Raw genomic sequence first — 22,325 nt, 5'->3', positions numbered from 1 at the left:
CATCTTCAATCTAGTGACGATCTGGTTACAACATATCAAGCGACTCGTGCAGGTTTTGTTGCTTTGGCGCTGGAAAAAAATCGACGTGCTACACCATATATTGCAGAAGCAAGGGTACTTCAAGAAGCAGCTTCTCAAGCTGAAAATCCTGCTGACTTGCTCAAGATCAAAGGCATCGAAATGGGTTTGCTAACAGCAGCTGGGTTATCAGATAAATCTCTTAAATACTTGATGCCAGAAGATAAAATAGAAGCGATAAACGGTCTGATCAAGAATTTTCTTGAGCCAGCAGGAGCGAAATTTGTGGAAGAATTAATTTTTAGATTTTTGCTAACTCGTGGTGATACGCTTGGTGGCTCAATGCGAAATGTGGGGGGAGCATTAGCACAAAGAAAATTAACTCGCGCAATCTTATCTACCCTAACAATTGCTGGTGTAAAATATCACTGGCAACATTTAAAAACTCAAAAATGGGTAGCAATGACAGATGATGATTCAGAGATTGAGTTGTCTTTACGGGGAATAAGTTGGGAAGGTGAAAGCGGAAGTCGTACATTAATTTACAACTTAACTGTTCCACTATTTAGAAGTAATGTAGATATGTGTTTGTTTAATCTTGCTCCGTCAGATTTGATAGCTAGTAAGTTTAATGTAATTGAGTCATATCTTGCGCTTGGTGAGCTTAAGGGAGGTATAGATCCCGCAGGTGCAGACGAGCATTGGAAAACTGCACGATCGGCTTTAGATCGTGTACGTGAGGCATTTTCTAGAGTTGGCTATAAACCCTATACATTCTTTATTGGTGCAGCTATTGAGAGAAGAATGGCAGGTGAAATTTGGCATCAATTGGAAAACGGTATTCTTACTAACGCGGCAAATTTGAATCAGGAGAACCAAGTTGCATCGATTTCTCGCTGGTTGTGTAGTTTGTAATAATACCAAATCTGGCTTAAATACCCCAAGTTGCTACTTATCGATACTAGGAGAAAGAAAGAACTAAAACTCAAACTTATTCCCTCACTCACCAATCATTTGACCCTCTTTCCATCCAATCATCTGCACCGACTGTAGTTTGTTGCTGGCGATTTTCTGTTTGGTAATTTTCTGCAGGAAAATCTTCTGAGGTGGAACTAGGGGAACTGAACAGGGGGAGAGCGACGATCGCACCGACGATCGCACCCGCAGCCGCACTAAACGCCAGTACTAGACCCACTGGTAGGCGTATTGACTCGTAAGCTAAAAACTTTAGGGTGACTGGAGTGGCGTTTTGTACCGAGAGAATGGCGATCGCCATCATCCAGACTGCAAGTATTACAGAAATAATTAACGTGGCTAGAGATTTCATTAAATTACTGTAATTTCCTTAAAGTTAATTTTCGTTAATTTTCGTAAAAATACATCATACTTTTCATACTTTAGCATTTCTGAGTATAAAGATTCAGTAGAATCCGATCGCTCTCACCAGATTTTTTGCTGAACCTCTGTGTTCTAGAAAAAAGCGGTCTAACTTAGTCTAATAACCTCTGATTGAGAAAAAATTAGACAGAAAAGCTCGTTAGTAGGTCGTTTTAAAGCATCTTGACAAAATTAAAGGAAAAGTGATGACTCAACCTTTGTCTCAAGAGGTGTTTCAAGATAGTTGAAAAAACTTTATTCATCAGCCAAATTAGGTTCGGGAATGGAGAGTGCCAGCTGGTAAATTTGGCGGCGGGGAAGTGATGTTTGTTGAGCTAACTGACGACTAGCTTCGGAACGAGATAATCCTTGTTTCAGTAAGTTTTGTAATTCGGCTTTAATTGCTGCTTCTGAAAGTTGGGGTTTTTCTAAGGTAGCGCCTGCAACTACTAAGGTAAATTCGCCTTGAGGTTCGCGGTTGGTATAATGAGCGATCGCATCTTTAATAGTTCCCCGCCAAAATTCTTCGTGCATTTTGGTTAACTCTCTGGCTAAAACAATCTCTCTTTCTTCGCCCAAAATTGTGCCTAAATCTTGCAAAGTTTCCCGCAAACGGTGGGGAGATTCGTAAAAAATTATCGTGCGAGTTTCGCCTTTTAATGTTTCCAAATAGGTGCGACGTTCTTTACTTTTAGCTGGTAAAAAGCCTTCAAAAACAAATTTATCTGTAGCTAATCCAGCCGCACTTAAAGCTGTAATCGCCGCATTTGCGCCCGGAATGGGAACTACAGAAATCCCCTGTGCAACGCAAGCTTTAACTAACTCATATCCCGGATCGGAAATTAAAGGCATCCCGGCATCGGTGACGAGTGCGATCGCTTTTCCTTGACTCAATTGTGACAGCAATTCAGGAATTCTTTGCTGACTATTATGTTCATGATAACTCAATTGTGGCGTTTTAATTTGAAAATGTTGCAGCAACTTTCCCGTATGGCGCGTATCTTCCGCCGCAATTAAATCTACAGTTTGTAAAATCCTAATTGCCCGAAAAGTCATATCTTCTAAATTACCGATCGGAGTTGCTACTAAATAAAGTGTTCCCATAAATTGTTAATCATTTAAATTACTTGTTGAGGCAGCTGGGGAGATGGGGAAGTTCATTAACTCAAAACTCTCCCAGTCCCTAGTCCCTAGTCCCCAATCCCAACTCTCCTTACGAGAAACTTTCACCTATTCCTCCATTCCTATAACTTCATATATTAGTTGAGAATTAACTACTAACGGACGAGGTGCAGCTATTCCATAGCCTTGAGCGTTATCTACTCCCATTTCTTTCATTTTTAGCATAATACTATTATCTGTTACAAACTTGGCAATAGTTTTAATGCCTAATATATGAGCAATTCTATTAATCATATTTATCATCTCATAAGCTATCAAATCATCTTCCACTTTTTGAACAAAATCGCCACTAATTTTCCAATAATCCACAGGTATTTGTTTTAAGTAATTTAATGAAGAAACGCCGATACCAAAGTCATCTAAGGCAAACTTAAAGCCCAAATCTTTCAATGATTCTATTAGCTTTGTTGCTCCATGAAGATGGGAAATTACAACGGTTTCTGAAATTTCAAAACAGATAGACTGGGGCAAAATTTGATAGGTATCTAGTTGTGCCTTTATAAAATCAACTAATTCGTCATCTTTCACACTAGAAGCTGACAAGTTAATTGCATATAAATAACGGCTTTGTGCTTCCTGACTTTGCTGATGTAATATCCCAAAAACAGTATCAATTACCCAGCGATCGATCGTCGTAATTAAATCATAACGTTCTGCCGCAGGTAAAAAAGCCATTGGCGGAATTATTTCCCCATTTTCATCGACCAAGCGCAGCAAGATTTCTTGAAATTCTAATCGAAATGGATCAGAATTTAGGGGAAAGATTTGTTGACTATATAAACGGAATTGATTTTTAGCTAACTTATCTGTTCTCTTAGCAGAAATTGCTTGATTAATCTTCTTTAACCATTGTTCCGCCAGAGTTGTTTGTGCTGTTTCCACTTTATCAGGTTCGTAAGTATAAATGCAATTACGCCCATTATTCTTGGCTTGGTAACAAGCTGCATCAGCCATATTCATTAAGCTTTCTATACTTTTAGTTTCGGCATTAATTGTCACTAAACCAATACTTACACCAATAGTAAAAGGTTGATTATCCCAAATAAAACGAAATTCCCGGATACTTTCTAAAAGTGATTGAGCAACAACTTGTCCTTGCTGAATGGAACAGTTAAACAATAGCAAGCCAAATTCATCGCCGCCCAGTCTTGCCAAAACATCTGTTTGACGCACTTGATTTTGCAACAAATTACTTACTTGGCGCAACAATTCATCACCCGCAGCATGACCGCAAGTATCATTAACAATCTTAAATTTATCTAAGTCTAAATAACACATTGCGTGTTGTTTGTTTTGGCTTTTAGCTGTTGCCAAACCTTCCTGTAAGCGTTTTCTAAATTCCTGACGATTAATTAATTCTGTAAGTGCATCATGACTAGCTTCCCAAGAAAGTTGTTGATTTACTTGAGTCAGTAAAGCTGTACGTTCTCCGATTAAATCTTCTAAGCGTTCCTGATATTGCTGTAATTCAATTAATGCTTGTTTGCGCTCGGTAATATTTTCGACCATGCGAATATAGAATTGAGGTCTACTTTGGTCATCTCGTACTAGGTAAGCATGAACTTGACACCAAATCATTTGCCCATTTTTGCCAAGGTAGCGCTTTTCTTTTTGATAGCGATCGCCATCAATTAATGATTGTCTATTTCTTAACAAATAACGTTTTCCTGGCACCGGATTTTCGTTGTTTTCATCTTCGTTAACCGAGGTTTGCGGAAGAATATTCTCTGTAAAATCGAAGGTAGTCAATTCTTTCTCGTTGTAACCTAACATTTTTTGCAATGCTGGGTTAATTGCGATCGTCCTTCCTGCCAAATCAATAATTTCAATCCCCAGACTAACTCCTTCAAAAAGTGAGCGAAAGTGCGCTTCTCTCTGTTTTAATGTTGCTTCAGCTTGTTGTTTTTCGGCAATTTCTGCTGCTAATTTTTGGTTAGCAATCTCTAATTCTGCTGGACTAGGAAGTGCTAAAGCTTGGGGAATTAAAGGCCACATTTCTAAAGCTGTGTACATTGAAACTAGTGCCGTCAGCGCTTTCACACCACCAGAAAGCCAGTAAACAGGATGCCACAGCGTCCAAACTTCCAACAGGTGACTTGTCCCACAAGTAATAATAAAAGCGCCAAACAAGAAAAAAATGCTTTTAAAAGGTAAGTCATGGCGCTTGTAGGCGAAGTAGATCAGCATTAACGGAATTGAATAGTAAGCTAATGCAGTCAACCCGTCTGATAGTAGGTGCAACCAAACTAAGCCCGGATTCCACAAGTAGCAGTGTCCGTGGGGTACAAAATTTTCTGAGAAAAACAAAGTTTTGAATATCTCTTGCATAAACAATTTCTCTGTTTAAAGATACTGTAAAATTTTCTCTTCTAACCAATTTTACAAAAAAATATTTATAAAGATTTTATCTTAATAATTTAAATTTAATCTTTTTAAATATTACTCATCCAGAGTATTAACTAAGTATTTTCCGCCAACTTTGTGTTTGATTAAAGACCGAGAAATATTCTCTCAATTAATGTTAAATTTTAATAGCTGAGTTAGAAGTGAAGTAATGGGAAAACAGGGACTCTTTGTGGGATTGGTGACGTTAGACTTGGTTTATTTAACGACAAATCCACCCGGTATAAATCAAAAAATAGTTGCTTTGGATTATACGGTAAGCGCAGGTGGCCCTGCAACAAATGCAGCTGTAACCTTTAGTTATTGGGAGAATAGAGCCAAAATTTTAGGGGTAGTTGGGCAGCATCCAATTAGTCATTTAATTCGCTCTGATTTAGCAAACTATCGGGTTGAAATTCAGGATTTAGATCCGGCTCGATTAAACCCAATACCAGTATCTTCTATTTTTGTGACCAATTCTACAGGCGATCGCGCTGTAATTTCGCTCAATGCTACTAAATCCCAAGTAGCTGAAGAAAGTATTCCTAGTGACATCTTACAAGATATAGATATCATTTTAATCGATGGTCATCAAATGGCAGTTAGCCAAAAGATTGCCAAACAGAGTCAAGGGAAAAATATTCCTTTAGTAGTAGATGGTGGCAGTTGGAAGCCCGGATTTGAAGAGTTATTACCTTTCGTAAATTATGCAATATGTTCGGCTAATTTCTATCCTCCCGGCTGTGAAACCACAGAGCAAGTAATCGCTTACCTTGCGGGATTAGGTATCCCTGACATTGCCATTACTCAAGGAGAAAAACCCATCCAATATCTATCTAAAGGCATAGCTGGAACAATAGAAGTTCCGGCAATTAAACCAGTAGATACTTTGGGTGCAGGAGATATATTTCATGGAGCCTTCTGCCACTATATCTTGAACCAAGATTTTCTCTCGGCGCTCCAAGAAGCGGCAAAAGTTGCGGCTAAATCTTGTCAATATTTTGGCACAAGACGGTGGATGTCTCAGGAAATTTCGTGACTTTAGTAGCCCAAATGTTTTATTATCAAAGCCTAAATAAAAAATCCGAAATATAAATGAAATAAATGCCAGTTTAGTCTATTATCTAGTAGAATCTTGATTAACCAAACAAACTCAGGCTAAACTGGTAAGCAAGTTGCTAAGACCAACGGGTAGCATAAATAAACAGCTGGCGAAATTATAAGGAAGTTTAATAGTGTTGAAATATTTAGGGAAAGACCAATTTGAAGGGTTAGAAGAAGCGATCGCGATCGCCAAATCAGTAGGCTGGGGTGCAGCCGATATCTTGCGCTCTTATTATCGTGGCGAGTCCGATCGCGGCGAATTAAATATCCAAGAGAAAAAAGAAGGGCCAGTCACAGCAGCAGATATAGTGACAAACCAATATATTCTCGATCAATTAGAAGCCAGATTTGGCACCCAAGACTTTGGTTATCTCACAGAAGAAACATATAAATTCGAGTCAAAAGGAGTCATGTCTCCCCCATTATCTCAAGAGTGGATTTGGATTATAGACCCCTTAGATGGCACCAGAGATTTTATTGAACAAACAGGCGAATATGCAGTACAAATTGCCTTAGTTCATCAAAATCGTCCCATAGCTGCCGTAGTAGTTTGGCCGGAAGCCGAAAAATTATATTATGCCCTTAAAGGTAGCGGTACTTTTGTCGAAACACGCCAGGGAAATCCCACTCCCGTAAAAGTTTCCCAACGCCAAAATATTGCAGATTTATCATTAGTAGTCAGTCGCACTCACCGAGATGAACGGTTTAACTATTTATTGCAAAATTTACCCTGCAAAAATCAACAATATGTCGGCAGTGTTGGCTGCAAAATTGCCACGATCGTCGAACAAAAAGCCGATATTTACATTTCCCTTTCCGGTAAATCTGCCCCCAAAGATTGGGACATTGCTGCACCAGAATTAATTCTCACCGAAGCCGGAGGAAAATTTACTTATTTAGATGGTTCTCCTCTAAATTACAATCGCGGAGATGTGAATCAATGGGGTTGCTTAATTGCCAGCAACGGTCAATGTCACGAACAATTATGTAATCAAACAAAACAAATTTTGTCACAATTAGACAGTTAAAAATCCCCACTGTAGGGTGCGTTAGTGTAACGTAACGCACCTTTACTCATCGGGAACCAGGAGACTTTATTTAAAAATAGAGGGAATGGTGCGTTAGTAACGCACCCGACAAATTAATTAATTCGCGTTGCCATCACCGCATAAAAAGGATCGCCACCACCAGCACCCATTAACTGTAAAATTTTTGGAACAGTGGAGGCACGAATAATTACTTCTGGTTCACTAAAACCGGGAACTAAAGTAAAATAGCGTTTGACTAATTCTACTCGACCAATTTCCGAATTATCGCGCCATGCAGTAATAGCTTTTTGATAAAACATCCGGTTAGAAAAGCTAATAATTGCGATTCCACCTGGCTTGAGAATGCGATGAATTTCGGAAAAAATAGCATCTGGGTATTGCAAATACTGCACAGAAACGCAGTTAAGAACTGCATCAAAATCTTGATCTGGGAAAGGTAATTTAGGATTCTGGTTGAGGTTTTGCAAAAAGTAATGATTTAAGCGAGTATTGCGTGCTAATTCCTCTTCATTCATTCCATGACCTTCCACATGAGCAAATTCTATCTCATCTGGTAGGTGAGAAACCCAACTACTCATCATATCAAAGATGCGAGTATTAGGTTTTAAGCGTTCCCGATACAAATCAGTTAATTGCTGAATAAACCCATCATCTACATGAGTAACAAAGCGAGGGAAAGAGTAGAACAGGGAATCATCTGTGTCATCTAACTTAGTGCGTTGATTAGGTCGGAGGAGCATGAGTTGAAAATTATAAAAACAGCAGCTACTTAGTAATTATAAATAAATGTAACGAATCGGGAGCAGGGGGGCTCGCTTAGGCTCTCGGAGTTTTTCCCTAACCCCTAACCCCTAACCCCTAAACCCGCCCTAGTCCCCAGTCCGCACTCAAAACTGTCTTCAATCCTCAAGTGGCGCGAGAATCAACTTGTTGTAGGATTTGTTCAACTTGTTTAGCTTTGGGAAATTCCTTGCGTTTAATGAATAATTCTCTGGCTTTTCTTAAATTAGCAACACCCTCATCTTTATTACCTTGTTGCAAAAAAGCTAGTCCTAAATTGGTTAAAGCGTCGGGATATTCAGCATTAATTTTTAAAGCTTCGTTCCACTGCTCAATTGCTTCTGGTAATTGACCTTGTTTAGCTAAAGCGACACCTAAAGAATTCCGAGCGACGGCGTGTTTGGGATTAATTTCGATCGCTTTGCGATATTCTGCGATCGCGTCTTCCCCTCTACCTTGGCGCTCCAAAATTATTCCTAACCTTAAATAAGGCGTTGGTTCCTTGGGAAAAGAAGTAATCAATTGCCTAAAAATTGTTTCCGCAGCAGCCATATTTCCCTGGGTATAAAGATCGGTACCATAACTGACAATTTGCCCATAACCAGAAACAACATCCGTGCAATTTTTCTTGTTATCAGTAGCGTTAACAACACACCTTTGTAACTTCTCTTCCTTGACTTCATAATCACCAGCTGCTGCGGAAGCACCAGGTTGAATTCGTCTTGGTGAAGCACCAGGTTGAATTCGCAAACTATCTGCTTGTGCAAAGCTAGGTTGAGCTAACATTAAAGTCGATGCTCCCCAACCAGCGATGATGCTAAAAGCCATCCAAATTAGAGGTTGATTTAATTTCTGGTTCACGCTGTTCTTAAGTTTCATAAGCCTGTTGCTAACTCCTCCACAATTAACTATAGTTCCAGTTTAAGATGAGGAAGTTGTCAGCTTGCACCGGAACCGATAATTTCTGACGATACTGCATTGGCTTTTAACATATTAATTTTTATTAGTCAAGTAATTGAACTGGCAACAGTTCCTCCCATCCTATGAGTTACTAATCTTATGTGCAGAATAAATATGAGGAAGATTAAGGATCATGGGGAGACTGCGAAATATTCTTGATCGTCCACCTATCCCGCCAGGGAATCAATTCCCTGGCTAATAGCTAAAGTCCGTTAAAACAAACTGAAATAATTGATTATTCGGTGTACAGCATTTTTGAATTAAATTTCTCCGAAATTATTAGTGGAATGGTGCGTTACACGCTTAGTTAACGCACCCTACAAATAGTAAATTTTCTTTTTTTCTTAGTTTTTTGGTTCAATAGTTGCGATGATTTCTCCTGTTTGAGAGGTATCGTAACCGCCAAGGGAAATTAACTGAGAATGCAGCCGTTGGTGTCCGAGAATGTTGAGGAATTGTTGCACGGGTTTTTCTTGCAAGTAATCTTTAATAATTACTAAATCGTATTGTGATTTATGTAGGGGTACAAATCCTAATCCAAAGGCGGTTGCTACTGCTTGAATACTAACTCCGGCATCAGCTTTGCCACTGGCAATTGCTCGCGCTACTGCCACGTGACTATTAACAATTTTGTTAAATCCTTTGACGGCAGTAAAGGGAATTTTTGCTTGATTTAGTAGGTATTCTAATAATTTACGACTGCCCGAACCTTGTTCTCGGTTGACAATAGTAATTGAAGCATTATTTAAGTCTGCAACTGTTCTCAATCTTTGGGGATTACCAGGTTGTACTAATAGTCCTTCTGACCAAAAACCTAAGTTAATTAATACTAGTTTCTGATCGGTGGATATGTTTTTAATAAAGCTAATATTATGGGAGTTAGTTTCAGGGTTGTATAAGTGCATTCCGGCGATATGAACTTCGCCTCTGAGCAATCTTTCTAGTGCTTCCATGCTGTTGGCAAAACTCCAGTGGACTCGCAAATTGGGATACCATTGCTCGGCGACTTTTGCCCAAAGGGAAAGTACTGGGGTACAAGCTGCGATCGCAACTGTTTGCTTAATTTTATCCTGAGAATCCCACAATTTGACAATGATTTTATGATCATCTGTTTCTCGCCAACCTTCCCCATCTGCGGGAATCATTTCTGTCCGAAATGCTTCTTCTCCCAACAATGGATAAGCAATTAATCTTCCCCCTACTTGGGCTAAATTCATTCTTAATTTCTGCGCTACTGGCACCGCTTTGGTAGGAATTGCTTCTATATCAATATAGTCTTCTTGCAACCAAAATAAATCTTCTACTTGACATCCCAAAACTTTGGCTAAACGTAAAGCAATTGTCGCTGAAGGGGCATATTGTCCAGATTCTACACCACTGATGGTTTGCCGGGAAACTCCGGCAATTTTCGCTAAATCCTGCTGACTTAAGCCTAAGCGGATACGAATTTGCTTTAAATTGTTACGTAGCTCACTTTCCGGCTTCATTACTAATTCCTTTTTGTCGCATTTTTTCTCAATACCAAGACTTTGACAACATTAGCTTTCCTAAATTCACCTATCTGTTAATAAAGTAACCATAAAAAAAGTATTACGATATACGCAAGTATTTCGTACAATGTGCTTGAATATTAGCATGACATGATATCACCGCCTCGAAGCTAAAAGCCTTACTGGTAGATCCATCCAGGTAAGGTTTTTCCCTCAATGTTGGTGAAACTGATAAACTACAAGAGTAAACACTGTGATTTTGTAATCCTCTCCCTATTAGTAAGTAATTTATTGGAGAGTAGTTGATGTTAGTTTGGTTTGAAGTAAATGGTTATACAGTTTTGTTAGATTCAGATGTGGCACCGGGAAAGGTGAAGTCTGAGCGGAGCAGTTATGGTGAGGTTATATTGAGCGATCGCCTTTTTCAATCGCTCAGAAGAATTAATCCTAATGTTCCATCAATAGCAATTAAAGAAGCTATTAGAAAACTTAATTCGATTCCAGGTGATACGCCCCAAACCAAAAATAGTAATTTCCGTAATTTTTTGCTAAATGGGATGAGTATATCTTACCAGTTAGGTAAGTATAAACTTTACAATGAATTGAAACTTGTAGATTATTCTAATATTCAAAAAAATGATTGGTTGGTGATTCAGAATTTTACAGTTTTTGAGGGAAAGGTTCGCTATTCGCCTGAAATTGTAATTTTTATTAATGGGTTGCCTTTGGGGATAATTGATTTAATAGAAACTAGTTCTAATGCAATTCCTTTAAAAAGAAACTGCGGAAAAATTAAATTTTGCAACTATAAGTTACCAACAATTTTTTCTTATGTTCAAATTTTGGTAATTTCCAATGGCAATCAAGCCAGAGTAGGAAATCCTTACCTTAATTGCGAACAATTTATTCCTTGGCACAGTATATGTAGAGAAGAAAAGTTAATCAATGGGGTAACTGAATTAGAAGTATTAATTCAGGATTTTTTTGATAAACGCTCTTTTTTTAAGTCAATGAAAGACTTTATTGAGTTTACCCAAATACAGGTGGATACTTTACCAAAAGAATGTATTTGTCGTTTATAAAAGGGGACTGGGGACTGGGGACTGGGGACTAACGCGGGGTTAGGGGTTAGGGGTTAGGGGTTAGGGAAAAACTCCCTTGGCTCCCCTGCCTTTTCTCAAGAATTATGTTTGGGTAAACGTAGTCTTTTAGAACTAAGGGGACTGAGAATTTGGTTAAGTAATCGTAATTGTTCGGGTGTACCCATGCAAATCATGGAATCTCCAGCTGATAGGAGTGTATCAGCTGTTGGGCCTCCGATTAGTGTACCATCGGCGCGACGAATGGCGACTACTAAGGCACCGGATTGACTTCTTAGACGTGCATCTTTTAAAGTTTGACCGACATAAGGACAAACTTGGGGGTCTAAAAGAAATTCTTCCATGTAGAACGATCGATCTGTCCCCGTCAAAATCCCATCAACAAAATCCATTACTTGTGGTCTTAAAGCCGCTGCTGCCATGCGTTTTCCTCCTGTAATATAAGGAGAAACTACGGCATCTGCGCCGCCACGTTGTAACTTGGTGACAGCTTCTTCTGTGCTCGCACGAGCGATCGCTCTCACCGCTGGATTGAGAGTTTTTGCCGAAAGTACCGTATAAAGATTTTCAGCATCCGAAGGTAACGCCGCTACCAAACAAATCGCCCGTTCAATACCCACTTTTACTAAAGTTTCATCTAAGGTAGCGTCACCTTGGAGGGTAATATAACCCATTCCCTTGGCTAATTCTACAGATTCGAGATCGGAATCAATAATTACAAAAGAAATGCCTTCAGCTTGAAACTCCTGAGCAATTTGCTTGCCAGTCCTTCCATATCCACATAAAATATAGTGTTCTTTTAAATTTTCTATCAAGCGTTCCTGCTGCCTCAGTTTTCTACCTTCTTGAAAGTAACCTTGAATGATTGCTTCTGTAAATCTGTTAACAATGTAACCAATAGCAATTATTCCTAATCCAATCAGAATTATAGTAAATATCCGACCCCGATCGCCTAACGGTCTAGTTTCACTGTAACCGACGCTAGCTAAGGTAATTACTGTCATGTAGATGGAGTCTAACCAATTCCATCCTTCGATAAACCTATACCACAGTGTACCCATAAGAAAGACTAAAGCAAGACCAATTACACCACCAATTAGCTCTTTTTGCAGCCGACGATATTTTTGCTCAAGTGGTAAGTACACTGTCCCCACCTATAAAAAAGAAAATTTGTAACCTGTTTCATGGTGAAATCACTGTTGTTATCCTATCCGGGATACAGGCTAAGGACAATCCATTTCTAAATTTTCAGTTTGGCGGCAGGAAATCTTTCAGAAGGAAAATAGCATTAATTGGATTAGCTAGCTTAAAATCAAATTTGGGTTGTTACAAACTGAACCTAAAAGTTTGAAAAATATAACTAAAATAGTTGATCTGCAAAATTTAAAGGAGTAGTAAGTGAGCATAGAAACTGTTGTTGAGAAGTCTACAATAACTACAGAGTCAGGATCGCAGACGGATAAGTACGATCCCGCTAGCTTCGATCGATTTGTCATGTCCACTTATGGACGCTTTCCCTTAGTGTTGGAAAAAGGGGAAGGTTGTCGAGTGTGGGATAATGAAGGGCGCGTGTATTTAGATTTTGTAGCGGGAATCGCTACTTGTACCTTGGGGCACGCGCATCCGGTAATGGTAGAAGCTGTGACTAAGCAAATTCAAACTTTGCATCATGTTTCTAACCTGTATTACAATTCGCCGCAAGGTTTGCTGGCAAAATGGTTAGTTGAGCATTCTTGTGCCGATCGCGCATTTTTCTGCAATTCTGGCGCAGAAGCTAACGAAGGCGCAATTAAATTAGCCCGGAAATATGCTCACACGGTTTTAGGAATTGAAGAACCTGTAATTTTGACGGCGAACGCGAGTTTTCACGGACGAACTTTGGCAACAATTACTGCTACCGGACAACCGAAGTATCAAAAGTATTTCGATCCCTTGGTGCCGGGATTTCATTATGTGGATTATAACGATATTTCAGCGATTAAAAATGCGATCGCAGACCTCGACACCGGAGACAGAAGAGTAGCAGCAATTCTCTTAGAAGCTTTACAAGGAGAAGGCGGAGTTCGTCCCGGAGAAAAAGAATATTTCCAACAAATTCGCCAAATTTGTGACGAAACTGGCATTCTCCTAATTATGGATGAAGTGCAAGTGGGAATGGGTCGCAGCGGCAAATTGTGGGGATATGAAAATCTCGGAATTGAACCGGATATTTTCAGTAGTGCAAAAGGTTTAGGTGGTGGAATTCCGATCGGTGCAATGTTGTGTAAATCAAAATGCGACATTTTCCAACCCGGAGAACACGCGAGCACCTTTGGTGGAAATCCTTTTGCTTGTGCAGTTGCACTCGCCGTTTGTCAAACTTTAGAACAACAAAACATTTTAGAAAATGTCCAACAACGTGGCGAACAATTGCGTGCCCGATTGACAGAAATTGCCGCTAAATATCCCGATAAAATTACCGAAGTCAGAGGTTGGGGTTTAATTAACGGCATGGAATTAAACGCAGAAAGTCAATTAACTTCTGCTGATATAGTCAAAGCAGCAATGGCAGAAGGTTTATTATTAGTTCCCGCAGGGCCAAAAGTTGTCCGCTTTGTTCCCCCATTAATTGTAACTGCTTCAGAAATTGATTCAGCAGTACAAATTATTGGAAAAGCGATCGCCAATTTAACTGTTTAAGTACGTTGTTGCGCTTTAGCGCTATCTTTAAATAAGAGCGCTAAAGCGCAACAACATACTGTTTAAGTACGTTGTTGCGCTTTAGCGCTATCTTTAATAAGAGCGCTAAAGCGCAACAACGTACCTAATTAATCATCATTGCTACGAATTCTACCGTCTGGCATAGTAGTTCTTTTGAGAAAACTTCTGGTTAAGTCAACACCAACCATGTTGGCATCTCGGAGAACTGTACCCATCAAGACAGCGCCACTTAAGTCAGCGTAACTAAGATCGGCACCTAATAAGTTAGCGAAACTCAGAAGACTTAATCTCATGTCAGCACCGCTTAAGTTAGCATTAGTTAATTGCGCTTGTTTAAGATCGGCACCGACAATTAAAGCTTGGCTTAAATTAACTCTGCTCAAGTCTGCTCGCACTAGTTTAGCACCACTTAAGTTAGCTCCTTGTAAATTGGCACCTGCTAAATAAGCATTTCGCAAGTCAGCTTCTCTGAGGTCTAATTTACTTAAGTTAGCACCACTTAAGTCACAGCCGCGACATTGCTTGGTTTGCCGGAATATTTCTAAGTGTTGGAGATTAAAGGCATTGGCGGGTGTAGCCATGCCAAGAATAGTGAACAAAACAATAAAAGCTATTTGTTTGATTGTCATATTTCTAACAAAGTAACTGTAGCTAGCATAACTTGACCTTTGCCATTTAAAAAGCCACCAGATCCCCGACTTCTCCAAGAAGTCGGGGATCTAAAGCTAATTTTGGGGATGGAAATAATCGTAGATTTGTTGTGCTAAACGCATACCTATTCCGGGAACTTCGGCTAATTGTTTGACGGAGGCTTCGCGGATATAATCGATCGAGTGAAAGTGCGCTAACAATTGTTTCTGCCTTTGAAAACCTAAACCAGGAATTTCTTCTAAACGAGAACGACGCATTTTATCGCTTCTTTGTTGCCGATGGAAAGTTACAGCAAATCGATGTGCTTCATCTCTTAATCTACGTAATAGTTGTACACCTGGTTGTTCGGGATCTGTTTCCAGTGGTAAAGATTCGCCGGGAAGAAAGATTTCTTCGCGTTGTTTGGCTAAACTAACTACTCGCAAATCTTCTAATAAGTTCATTTCTTGAAGGACGGCGACAACTGCGGAAAGTTGACCTTTTCCTCCATCGATCATGATTAAATCGGGCCAATCAGAATCAGTATTTTCGATGGCAGAAATTTCTGTTGCTGATGTTTTTGCATATTTGCGAAAGCGTCGCTGAATAACTTCAGCTAAACTGGCAAAGTCGTCGGAATGTCCAGCGGTGACAGTAGGGTTTTTAATTTTGTAATGTCGATAGTGTTGTTTGGCAGGTAATCCATCAATAAATACTACTTGAGAGGCGACGGCATTTGAGCCTTGAATGTGGGAAATGTCGTATCCTTCGATGCGATGAGGTAAGTCTGGTAAGTCGAGAATGTTGGCTAAGTCTTGCAAAGCTTGGTTGTTACGATCGCTAGTCTTCTGCGTCCGTTCCAGTTCATATTTAGCATTGCGTTCTACCATTTCGATCAGTTCGGCTTTGCTTTGTCTTTGGGGTGCAATAATGCTGACTTTTCTGCCTTTGCGATCGCTCAAGTAATGCGCCAACATTTCACTATCGGGTAACTCATGCTGAACTAAAATTTCTGTGGGAATTTCCACTGATTCAGCATTTTGATAATGTTCTTCTAATACCCTTTGTAAAATTGCTCCTGCTGTACCTGATTTCGCTTCGGCAATAAATCCCAATCTTCCCACTAATCTCCCGGCGCGAATTTGGAATAGTTGAATACAAGCGTGTTGTTCGTCGGCGGCTTGTGCGATCGCATCTCGTGAAATACTATCATTGGGTAATGAGACTTTCTGCGCTGCATTTAAAGATTTAATTCCCTCTATTTGATCCCGAATCCTTGCTGCTACTTCAAAGTTTAATTCTTCAGCAGCTTTCTGCATATTTTCTGTGAGAATCTCGATTAATTCTTCAGTCCTTCCCTGAAACACCATCGCGATTTTTTCAATAGTTTTGCGATACTCTTCAGGCGTAATTAAACCTTGGCAAACTCCGGGACATCTGCCAATATCATAGTTTAAGCAAGTCCGGTCTTTAAATAAAGGTTGGGGACGCTGACGTAGGGGAAATAAACGTTTAGCTAATCGTAAGGTTGTGCGTAACAATCCTGAGTCAACAAATGGCCCATAATAACGGTCTTTTTCTTTAGCAATCCGCCGATTACGAGTAATAAAAATGCGCGGATAATCTTCTGACCAAGTAATTAAAATATAGGGATATTTTTTATCATCTTTGAGTAAAACATTAAAGTATGGTTGATGTTGCTTGACAAGATTTGCTTCAAAGGCTAAAGCTTCCGCTTCCGTATCGGTAACGATAAATTCAATGTCAATGATTTGGCGCACCATCATATTGATGCGATCGCTTAATCTCTGCGAGTCACGGAAATAGGAACTGACACGCGATCGCAGTTTTTTCGATTTACCGATGTAGAGGATGCGATCGTTCTCATCCTTCATAAAATAGACACCTGGTTCTTGGGGAATTTGCTTCAGGGATTTCTCTAGGCGTTCTGGGTCTTTTACCAATGGGAGAATTTTCGCAGAAGTAGTCATTCGATTTCGGATTTCAGATTTCAGAGTTTAGGTTTACTTTACAGATTAATCTGATTGCTCAAACTCAGGTCACAGGTCTTCTAGATGAATTTACAATGTCTCTTCCTATGATAGAAAGTTTATTTATAAACTGTTCATGGATCTTTGATTTTTTTCGGTATAGTTACTTAAACTTGGCTAAAATTTATAACATTTGTCTATGGGTAGCGGAAATTTTATACCAGGGAAACCGAGAAAATTAAATTTATGAATAACTAGATAAGTTTCAGAGAATTTCGGGGTTAAATTAAGATATAAATCAAGTTACAAGTTTTTTCACGTAACTAAATGATGGTTAAATTTATGTCTCAACAAGACCTAGAAAGCGATTATAGAGAAGCCTTAGATGAAACACTGAATCATCTAAATGTAGTCAATTTATTAGTGGCGCAAATAGAATCTAAAATGGAACAGGTGAGAGATTCAATGCAAAATCTCTGCCAAGTCGTCGAACAAATAATAGAAGCACAAAACCAACAGTAATATTAGGTAAAAGTGTTTATGGTGTTAACCCACCCAAAATTTCTTGAATTGCGTCACGTAACTGAGAAAGATTGATTGGTTTAACGAAATATTTTTTAGCCCCTAAACTGAAGGCACGTTGTTGATCTGATTTAAAGGCATAAGCGGAAACAACAATGATTGGCACTTGTTGAGCGATCGGTAATCCTTGCAATTGTTTAAGTATACTGTAACCATCAAGGTAAGGAATTTTGAGGTCTAGTAAAATTAGGTCAGGTTGAAAACTAGCCAGGGTGGAAAAGAATGCTTTACCATCTGCGATCGCCAACACCTGATATCCCAAACAACCCAAGTAATCACTCAGTAGTTGTCGAGAAATTTCATGGTCTTCAACCAGTAGAATCCGGCTAGATAAAAATTTTTGTGTTCCTGAATGAATAACAGAACCTTGTCCTGATTTTGCCATAATTTTAGCAGGGTTAAAATTTCAGTATAATTTCCAGCAATGCCATTGCTGCTAATTTAGCTAATTCCGCAATTCATCTCTCACCTACCCTGCGGGAGGTGATGAAATAAATTGCTCTTCAAAAAAATAATAGCTAATTGGCTCTTAGCAATTAGCTATTACTCAGAAACTATAGTGTAGTGAAGAAAATCAGCAACCGACTGGTAAATAACTTATCCAGCTTGTTGTTGTTTACGTTTGGCAGCTAACAAACCACCCAAACCAATTAAACCGAATACTACAGAAGGTTCTGGTACTGATGCAGCGGGAGGAGTAACAACGCCTCTAAGTGCAACTTCGTAGTTACCACTGTGAGATAAACCATCACCGACTTCCCGTAAGTTAGTTTGTGTAGCGCTAAAGCTGTAAAGGAACTGTGCTGGATTGCTACCATATTGAGCCTTGACTACTTCGCTGACTTGGAAGCCATTGTTTATCAATGAGTCAAATGGCCCCAACTGAGAAGCATAGAATGCTTTAGCATCGAAGTGACCTGCCAAACCAATCAAGAGGTCGCTACCGCTGGTAGTGATGTAGGAAATATTAGGGTCACTGCTGCGTTGGAAACCTTTCACTTGGTCGCTTAAGAAGGTACTATAAGCTACTGCGCGAGATAGTGCTTGAATATGGGCGTTTGCTAGAGATGACCAATCCCGTCCAGTTTGTTGTAATACTTGACCGAGAAACACCGTTCTGGAGGAATTGCTGCTTAAAATGGTATTTAAATTAGTAGAGATTCCAGCAGCGTCATAAAAGGCGTTAAACCAGGTGTTAGCTAAGTTAGCGGCACCGTATGCTGTAGTTAAGCTAGATCCAGTGCTAAACCAATCACTATAAGTCAAGCTGCTAAGGGTGAGTGATTTACCTGCTACTGTACCTTCGATGCTGGTACGTCCAGAATTTTGAAAGTTTGCCAAGTTCACACCTTCACTGGTAGCAAATAACTCAACGTTACCGCCGGGGGTGCTACTGTTGCCTCCCAAGATAGCATTTAATCTGTTCATGTCATCAGTGCGGCAGGTGCTACTTGGGCCACAATCACCGTAGTTGTTGTCGTAAAGCCAAGCATCACCGCTACCTGTGATGGTGTAAGCGAAACTAGGGGCTGTAGCGATCGCACTCATGCCAGCAGCTGAGGCAGCGATGAAAAACTTCTTCATAATACTAGACATTTTTATTGATCTCCCGAATTTACAGGTGTGTTTACAGCCGAGCCAACTACTAAGGATTGAGTGCTTGATTCTTATATAGATGCAATTTCTAAGATTTATGATTGATTATGCACTCAGATATTGCAGAGGACTTTATTTAATCCTAAGTTTATTCTATGCAAATAGCAGACGGCAATAGGTGAAATTCATTTAGATTTCACCTAAAGCTTCCATGAAGAATTCGGAAAAAAGAAGTTTTTTTTGCCAGTGATTTTACGGATACAAAAACTTAGAAATTCTATTTACTGCTGTTTCTAAAATTTCTGGTTGATGTACTAAAGCAAATCTCACATAACCCTCACCAAATTTACCGAAACCTGCGCCAGGAGCTACAGCAACGCCCGTATTTTCCACGAGTTTGGCAGCAAATGTGAGGGAATCACTAGCCCAAGATTCTGGTAATTTTGCCCAGATGTACATAGTTGCTGGTGGGGTTGGTACTTCCCAACCGATGCGATGTAGGGCTTGGATAAAGGTATCGCGTCGATCGCGCAAAGTTGCCACATTTGATTTAACGTTATCTTGCGGGCCACTTAAAGCCGCGATCGCGCCATTTAAAATCCCGCGATATTGGTTAAAATCAACGGCTGCTTTAACTTGGCGTAAAGCTTTAATTAAAGCTGGATTACCAATAGCAAAACCGATGCGAAAACCACCCATGTTATAGGATTTAGACAGGGTAAAAAATTCGATCGAAACAGTTTTTTCCGGGTCTGCTTGGAAAATTGAAGGGGCGATATTTTCCGCAAATACTAAATCCAAGTAAGGGAAATCATGGACTAAAACCAAGTTATGTTGCTGACAGAAAGCCACTGCCTTTTGGAAGAAAGATAGTGGTGCGATCGCAGTTGTGGGATTATGAGGATAACTCAACACCATCATTTTTGCTTGAGCTAAAACTGTTGGTGGTACTTCTTCAAACACAGGCAAAAACTCATTTTCCGCCCGCAATGGCATGGGGTAAATTTGACCGCTAGCTAGGTAAACACCTCCCATGTGAGAAGGATAACCAGGATCTAAAAGTAGAGCGAAATCCCCTGGATTGAGGACTGCTAAAGGTAAATGGGCAGTTCCTTCTTGAGAACCAATTAAAGGTAAGACTTCGGTTTCTGGATTGACAGAAACACCGAATTTTTTAGTGTACCAGTCAGCAGCGGCTTGACGAAAATCTCTAGTTCCGTGAAATAACAAATAGCCGTGAGTGCTAGTATCTGTTAAAGCTTGTGCGATCGCATCAGTAATATGATTAGCTGCTGGTAAATCCAAAGATCCTAAAGACAGATCGATAACTGACAAACCTGATGCTCTAGCTTTAGCTTTCGCCTGGTCCATATCAGCGAAAACATTATGTTGTAGAGGTTCTAAACGTTTAGCGAATTGCATATTCTGAAAATTGTTCTTCGTTCATGGTTCATTAGACCGCTTGCTAAAGTATTTTTGGTTCCAACTTGGTTGAAGGTCAAAGGGTAAAGTTCAAAGGATTTTTCATCCTTTCCCCCTTCCCTTTTCCCCTAACTTCTGCAAGAAGTCTAATTACTGATTTGACAGATGTGCTTCTAGCATATTGGTGATTCTCTGTTTGGTGTTCTTGGCTTCGATTCCCTCAAGAGATTCAATCACCAAGCCGTTTTTAAACAGTTTTAGTGCAGGAACTCCTTCCACCTTGTAGTTTTTTACTGCTACGGGGTTAGGATCTACTTCCATTTTGACTACTTTTAGGCGATCGCCATAAGTTTCGGCTACCGAACTAACTAATGGGGTCATCAATCGGCATGGCCCACACCAAGCTGCCCAGAAGTATACCAATACTGGCTGCGTCGCTTTCAGCACTTCGGTTTCAAACTCAGAATCGAAGATGGTTATCACGCTGCTCATAGCACACCCAACAACAGTCAATTATCAGCTTATCCCACTCAATACCCCAATCGAACAAGTTTTTCCCAAGGTACAGTGCGTTCGTTGGTATATTTTTTTCTGGAAATGCTAACAACCTCTGTTTCTATGTAGGTGCAAAATTAGCCAAAACTATATATTTAGCAAGAGAAAACTTTAAAAACTCTTCATCAAAACTAAGTGGAAATACGAGAATTGGCTTGTAAATTATATGCTAGCGTGTGTTAGCGTGCATCTATACATAACTTTCAGAGGGTTGTCTCTTAAGAAAAATCCATGAAAAATCCAGAGTATTTACTGCTTGTGTGCATCAGATCATTCTGAATGATAGGCGATTAGAGTTAAAGGCTGTGCGATCTACTTACTCCCTCTGAAAAGCAGTTACATCAGAAATTTTCAGAATTAACGCCCACTTAAAGTTGGGAGGGAGTACCCTAATGAGAAGCTTTACAATCAAAGACTATTGTCAAATTGGCTTGTCCCTAACTGCCTTGACTGTTGCAGCTTTGATCAATGCAGAGTCAGCAAAAGCCGCAACTTTTTCCATTGGTGGTTATACTTGGGATGCTGCTAACTCAGTAACAACAGGCAGAATCATTCAAGGACGAGAACAAGCTGAACCCTTTATTACACCCTTTTTGTCAAGTGAACCAGAGGTGAGGGACAGAACTATTGGTAAACTATTGGGTGGTTCTACCTTTGGCTTTAGTGAATCGTTTGCTCTTGGGAAAGACAACTCAACCTTGTCTATTATCGAACTCGGTTGGGGAAGTGGGATGTCTTTAACCAATGAGGATGGTAAAGACTTGGTAATTTATGAAACTGGGGGGTTTGGGGAACCGGAAGCTTTTGCCGTAGCAGTTAAAAAAGTTGGTGCTAGTGACTTTACTGACTACTTATACGAATTTAGTAGTGGATTTTACCAATCAGACCCCTATACTACACACTTTGCTACAGCGATCGATCTCAGTACATTTGGTCTGAACTTAGGCGACCAAATAGAGTCAATTCGGATTAAAAACCTGATTCTCAGCGACAGAGTTACAGGAGACGGACAAGGCTTTCTAGGTGGTGGAAACAGACCAACGATGGGGCCAACCTATGCAAACCAAGTTTATGAATTAGGCAAGTTCGATCCAGACATTACTTTTGTAGCTGCGTTACACAGACCGAACCCAGTTCCCGAACCAGCTGCCACACTGAGTTTATTGGCTTTGGGCGCTTTTGGTATTAGTTGTTTGGGGAAACGGAAACAACAATAGTAGGTTTTTACTCAGATTCCCGACTTCTTCAAGAGGTCGGGAATCTAAATTTAACAAGAATGTCGGCAGAAGTCCCTTGCCTAAAATCTCTGATTTAGTTGGGGATGAATGACGACGTGCGACCTGAACTGGTCGTCTAGTACGAGGAACCCTGTCCTCTAGGAGATTCACACCTCCTACCCCCACGTAA

At 39.9% G+C, this 22,325-nt stretch carries 20 protein-coding genes; 7 read left to right on the top strand and 13 right to left on the bottom strand.

Annotated elements, in window-relative coordinates:
- On the top strand, positions 1-933 hold a 933-nt coding region (locus ACE1CC_RS23775; protein ID WP_413272918.1), incomplete at its 5' end, for a type II restriction endonuclease.
- An 88-nt stretch (positions 934-1,021) separates the two neighbouring features.
- On the opposite strand, the gene ACE1CC_RS23770 is transcribed toward ACE1CC_RS23775, so the two are convergent.
- From ACE1CC_RS23770 to ACE1CC_RS23760, 3 genes are all read right to left on the bottom strand, one after another.
- Entirely contained in the window at positions 1,022-1,345 is a 324-nt protein-coding gene (locus tag ACE1CC_RS23770) for a lipopolysaccharide assembly protein LapA domain-containing protein (protein ID WP_413272917.1), read from the bottom strand.
- Positions 1,346-1,650: 305 nt separating this feature from the next.
- Positions 1,651-2,499, bottom strand: a complete 849-nt coding sequence (gene rsmI, locus ACE1CC_RS23765) for a 16S rRNA (cytidine(1402)-2'-O)-methyltransferase (protein ID WP_413272916.1) — start codon at positions 2,497-2,499, stop codon at positions 1,651-1,653.
- A gap of 126 nt (positions 2,500-2,625) precedes the next feature.
- Positions 2,626-4,905 carry a bifunctional diguanylate cyclase/phosphodiesterase gene (locus tag ACE1CC_RS23760; protein ID WP_413272915.1) on the bottom strand — a complete coding sequence of 760 codons (2,280 nt, stop codon included), beginning with the start codon at positions 4,903-4,905 and terminating at the stop codon, positions 2,626-2,628.
- 226 nt (positions 4,906-5,131) lie between these two features.
- On the opposite strand from ACE1CC_RS23760, the gene ACE1CC_RS23755 reads away from it, so the two are divergent.
- Together ACE1CC_RS23755 and ACE1CC_RS23750 are read left to right on the top strand one after the other, a co-directional pair.
- On the top strand, positions 5,132-5,998 hold the full coding sequence (locus ACE1CC_RS23755) for a sugar kinase (RefSeq protein WP_413272914.1): 867 nt from the start codon (positions 5,132-5,134) through the stop codon (positions 5,996-5,998).
- A 199-nt stretch (positions 5,999-6,197) separates the two neighbouring features.
- Entirely contained in the window at positions 6,198-7,091 is an 894-nt protein-coding gene (locus ACE1CC_RS23750) for a 3'(2'),5'-bisphosphate nucleotidase CysQ family protein (RefSeq protein ID WP_459563904.1), read from the top strand.
- Positions 7,092-7,204: 113 nt separating this feature from the next.
- Here the strand turns inward: ACE1CC_RS23750 and ACE1CC_RS23745 are convergent, their stop codons facing one another.
- The 3 genes from ACE1CC_RS23745 to ACE1CC_RS23735 all read right to left on the bottom strand — a co-directional run bounded on the left by ACE1CC_RS23745 (position 7,205) and on the right by ACE1CC_RS23735 (position 10,339).
- A complete protein-coding gene (locus ACE1CC_RS23745) occupies positions 7,205-7,852 on the bottom strand; it encodes a class I SAM-dependent methyltransferase (RefSeq protein WP_413272912.1) in 648 nt (215 codons plus the stop codon).
- Between the two features lie 166 nt (positions 7,853-8,018).
- A complete protein-coding gene (locus ACE1CC_RS23740; protein ID WP_413272911.1) occupies positions 8,019-8,771 on the bottom strand; it encodes a tetratricopeptide repeat protein in 753 nt (250 codons plus the stop codon).
- Between the two features lie 425 nt (positions 8,772-9,196).
- Positions 9,197-10,339, bottom strand: coding sequence for a substrate-binding domain-containing protein (locus tag ACE1CC_RS23735; RefSeq protein ID WP_413272910.1), 1,143 nt, complete (start codon positions 10,337-10,339; stop codon positions 9,197-9,199).
- 308 nt (positions 10,340-10,647) lie between these two features.
- On the opposite strand from ACE1CC_RS23735, the gene ACE1CC_RS23730 reads away from it, so the two are divergent.
- A complete protein-coding gene (locus tag ACE1CC_RS23730; protein WP_413272909.1) occupies positions 10,648-11,424 on the top strand; it encodes a type I restriction endonuclease in 777 nt (258 codons plus the stop codon).
- A gap of 95 nt (positions 11,425-11,519) precedes the next feature.
- Here the strand turns inward: ACE1CC_RS23730 and ACE1CC_RS23725 are convergent, their stop codons facing one another.
- Complete coding sequence (locus tag ACE1CC_RS23725; protein WP_413272908.1) at positions 11,520-12,587, bottom strand: potassium channel family protein; 1,068 nt, start codon at positions 12,585-12,587, stop codon at positions 11,520-11,522.
- Between the two features lie 253 nt (positions 12,588-12,840).
- Between ACE1CC_RS23725 and ACE1CC_RS23720 the strand changes: the two genes are divergently transcribed.
- On the top strand, positions 12,841-14,121 hold the full coding sequence (locus tag ACE1CC_RS23720; protein WP_459563903.1) for an acetylornithine/succinylornithine family transaminase: 1,281 nt from the start codon (positions 12,841-12,843) through the stop codon (positions 14,119-14,121).
- A gap of 128 nt (positions 14,122-14,249) precedes the next feature.
- Here the strand turns inward: ACE1CC_RS23720 and ACE1CC_RS23715 are convergent, their stop codons facing one another.
- Both ACE1CC_RS23715 and uvrC read right to left on the bottom strand, forming a co-directional pair.
- Entirely contained in the window at positions 14,250-14,771 is a 522-nt protein-coding gene (locus tag ACE1CC_RS23715; protein ID WP_413272907.1) for a pentapeptide repeat-containing protein, read from the bottom strand.
- 96 nt (positions 14,772-14,867) lie between these two features.
- Entirely contained in the window at positions 14,868-16,763 is a 1,896-nt protein-coding gene (uvrC, locus tag ACE1CC_RS23710) for an excinuclease ABC subunit UvrC (protein WP_413272906.1), read from the bottom strand.
- A 342-nt stretch (positions 16,764-17,105) separates the two neighbouring features.
- Here uvrC and ACE1CC_RS23705 point away from each other — a divergent pair, with 342 nt between their 5' ends.
- Positions 17,106-17,285: a hypothetical protein gene (locus ACE1CC_RS23705; protein WP_413272905.1), complete on the top strand. Its 180-nt coding sequence runs from the start codon at positions 17,106-17,108 to the stop codon at positions 17,283-17,285.
- Positions 17,286-17,301: 16 nt separating this feature from the next.
- On the opposite strand, the gene ACE1CC_RS23700 is transcribed toward ACE1CC_RS23705, so the two are convergent.
- The 4 genes from ACE1CC_RS23700 to ACE1CC_RS23685 form a co-directional block, all read right to left on the bottom strand.
- Positions 17,302-17,730: a response regulator gene (locus ACE1CC_RS23700; protein WP_413272904.1), complete on the bottom strand. Its 429-nt coding sequence runs from the start codon at positions 17,728-17,730 to the stop codon at positions 17,302-17,304.
- A gap of 212 nt (positions 17,731-17,942) precedes the next feature.
- Complete coding sequence (locus ACE1CC_RS23695) at positions 17,943-18,941, bottom strand: NF038130 family PEP-CTERM protein (RefSeq protein ID WP_413272903.1); 999 nt, start codon at positions 18,939-18,941, stop codon at positions 17,943-17,945.
- Between the two features lie 252 nt (positions 18,942-19,193).
- Positions 19,194-20,363, bottom strand: a complete 1,170-nt coding sequence (locus ACE1CC_RS23690; RefSeq protein WP_413272902.1) for an LL-diaminopimelate aminotransferase — start codon at positions 20,361-20,363, stop codon at positions 19,194-19,196.
- A 150-nt stretch (positions 20,364-20,513) separates the two neighbouring features.
- Positions 20,514-20,855, bottom strand: coding sequence for a thioredoxin family protein (locus tag ACE1CC_RS23685; RefSeq protein WP_413272901.1), 342 nt, complete (start codon positions 20,853-20,855; stop codon positions 20,514-20,516).
- A 455-nt stretch (positions 20,856-21,310) separates the two neighbouring features.
- Between ACE1CC_RS23685 and ACE1CC_RS23680 the strand changes: the two genes are divergently transcribed.
- The gene (locus ACE1CC_RS23680) at positions 21,311-22,135 is read left to right on the top strand and encodes a hypothetical protein (RefSeq protein WP_413272900.1); all 825 of its coding nucleotides are present in this window, start codon (positions 21,311-21,313) and stop codon (positions 22,133-22,135) included.
- Positions 22,136-22,325: the final 190 nt, after the last annotated feature.

Origin of the sequence: Floridaenema aerugineum BLCC-F46 (genome assembly GCF_041929345.1) — a bacterium.
Classification (GTDB): domain Bacteria; phylum Cyanobacteriota; class Cyanobacteriia; order Cyanobacteriales; family Aerosakkonemataceae; genus Floridanema; species Floridanema aerugineum.
The sequence above is the reverse complement of the archived record's forward strand: the minus strand, read 5'-3'. Positions and strand labels throughout refer to the sequence as shown.

Excerpts from the sequence above, each read along its gene's own strand:
- ACE1CC_RS23700 (WP_413272904.1), bottom strand. The coding sequence starts at position 17,730 with ATGGCAAAATCAGGACAAGGTTCTGTTATTCATTCAGGAACACAAAAA.
- ACE1CC_RS23735 (WP_413272910.1), bottom strand. The coding sequence starts at position 10,339 with ATGAAGCCGGAAAGTGAGCTACGTAACAATTTAAAGCAAATTCGTATC.
- ACE1CC_RS23680 (WP_413272900.1), top strand. The coding sequence starts at position 21,311 with ATGAGAAGCTTTACAATCAAAGACTATTGTCAAATTGGCTTGTCCCTA.
- ACE1CC_RS23770 (WP_413272917.1), bottom strand. The coding sequence starts at position 1,345 with ATGAAATCTCTAGCCACGTTAATTATTTCTGTAATACTTGCAGTCTGG.
- ACE1CC_RS23685 (WP_413272901.1), bottom strand. The coding sequence starts at position 20,855 with ATGAGCAGCGTGATAACCATCTTCGATTCTGAGTTTGAAACCGAAGTG.
- ACE1CC_RS23745 (WP_413272912.1), bottom strand. The coding sequence starts at position 7,852 with ATGCTCCTCCGACCTAATCAACGCACTAAGTTAGATGACACAGATGAT.
- ACE1CC_RS23740 (WP_413272911.1), bottom strand. The coding sequence starts at position 8,771 with ATGAAACTTAAGAACAGCGTGAACCAGAAATTAAATCAACCTCTAATT.
- ACE1CC_RS23690 (WP_413272902.1), bottom strand. The coding sequence starts at position 20,363 with ATGCAATTCGCTAAACGTTTAGAACCTCTACAACATAATGTTTTCGCT.
- ACE1CC_RS23695 (WP_413272903.1), bottom strand. The coding sequence starts at position 18,941 with ATGTCTAGTATTATGAAGAAGTTTTTCATCGCTGCCTCAGCTGCTGGC.
- ACE1CC_RS23755 (WP_413272914.1), top strand. The coding sequence starts at position 5,132 with ATGGGAAAACAGGGACTCTTTGTGGGATTGGTGACGTTAGACTTGGTT.
- ACE1CC_RS23705 (WP_413272905.1), top strand. The coding sequence starts at position 17,106 with ATGTCTCAACAAGACCTAGAAAGCGATTATAGAGAAGCCTTAGATGAA.
- uvrC (WP_413272906.1), bottom strand. The coding sequence starts at position 16,763 with ATGACTACTTCTGCGAAAATTCTCCCATTGGTAAAAGACCCAGAACGC.
- ACE1CC_RS23730 (WP_413272909.1), top strand. The coding sequence starts at position 10,648 with ATGTTAGTTTGGTTTGAAGTAAATGGTTATACAGTTTTGTTAGATTCA.
- rsmI (WP_413272916.1), bottom strand. The coding sequence starts at position 2,499 with ATGGGAACACTTTATTTAGTAGCAACTCCGATCGGTAATTTAGAAGAT.
- ACE1CC_RS23760 (WP_413272915.1), bottom strand. The coding sequence starts at position 4,905 with ATGCAAGAGATATTCAAAACTTTGTTTTTCTCAGAAAATTTTGTACCC.
- ACE1CC_RS23715 (WP_413272907.1), bottom strand. The coding sequence starts at position 14,771 with ATGACAATCAAACAAATAGCTTTTATTGTTTTGTTCACTATTCTTGGC.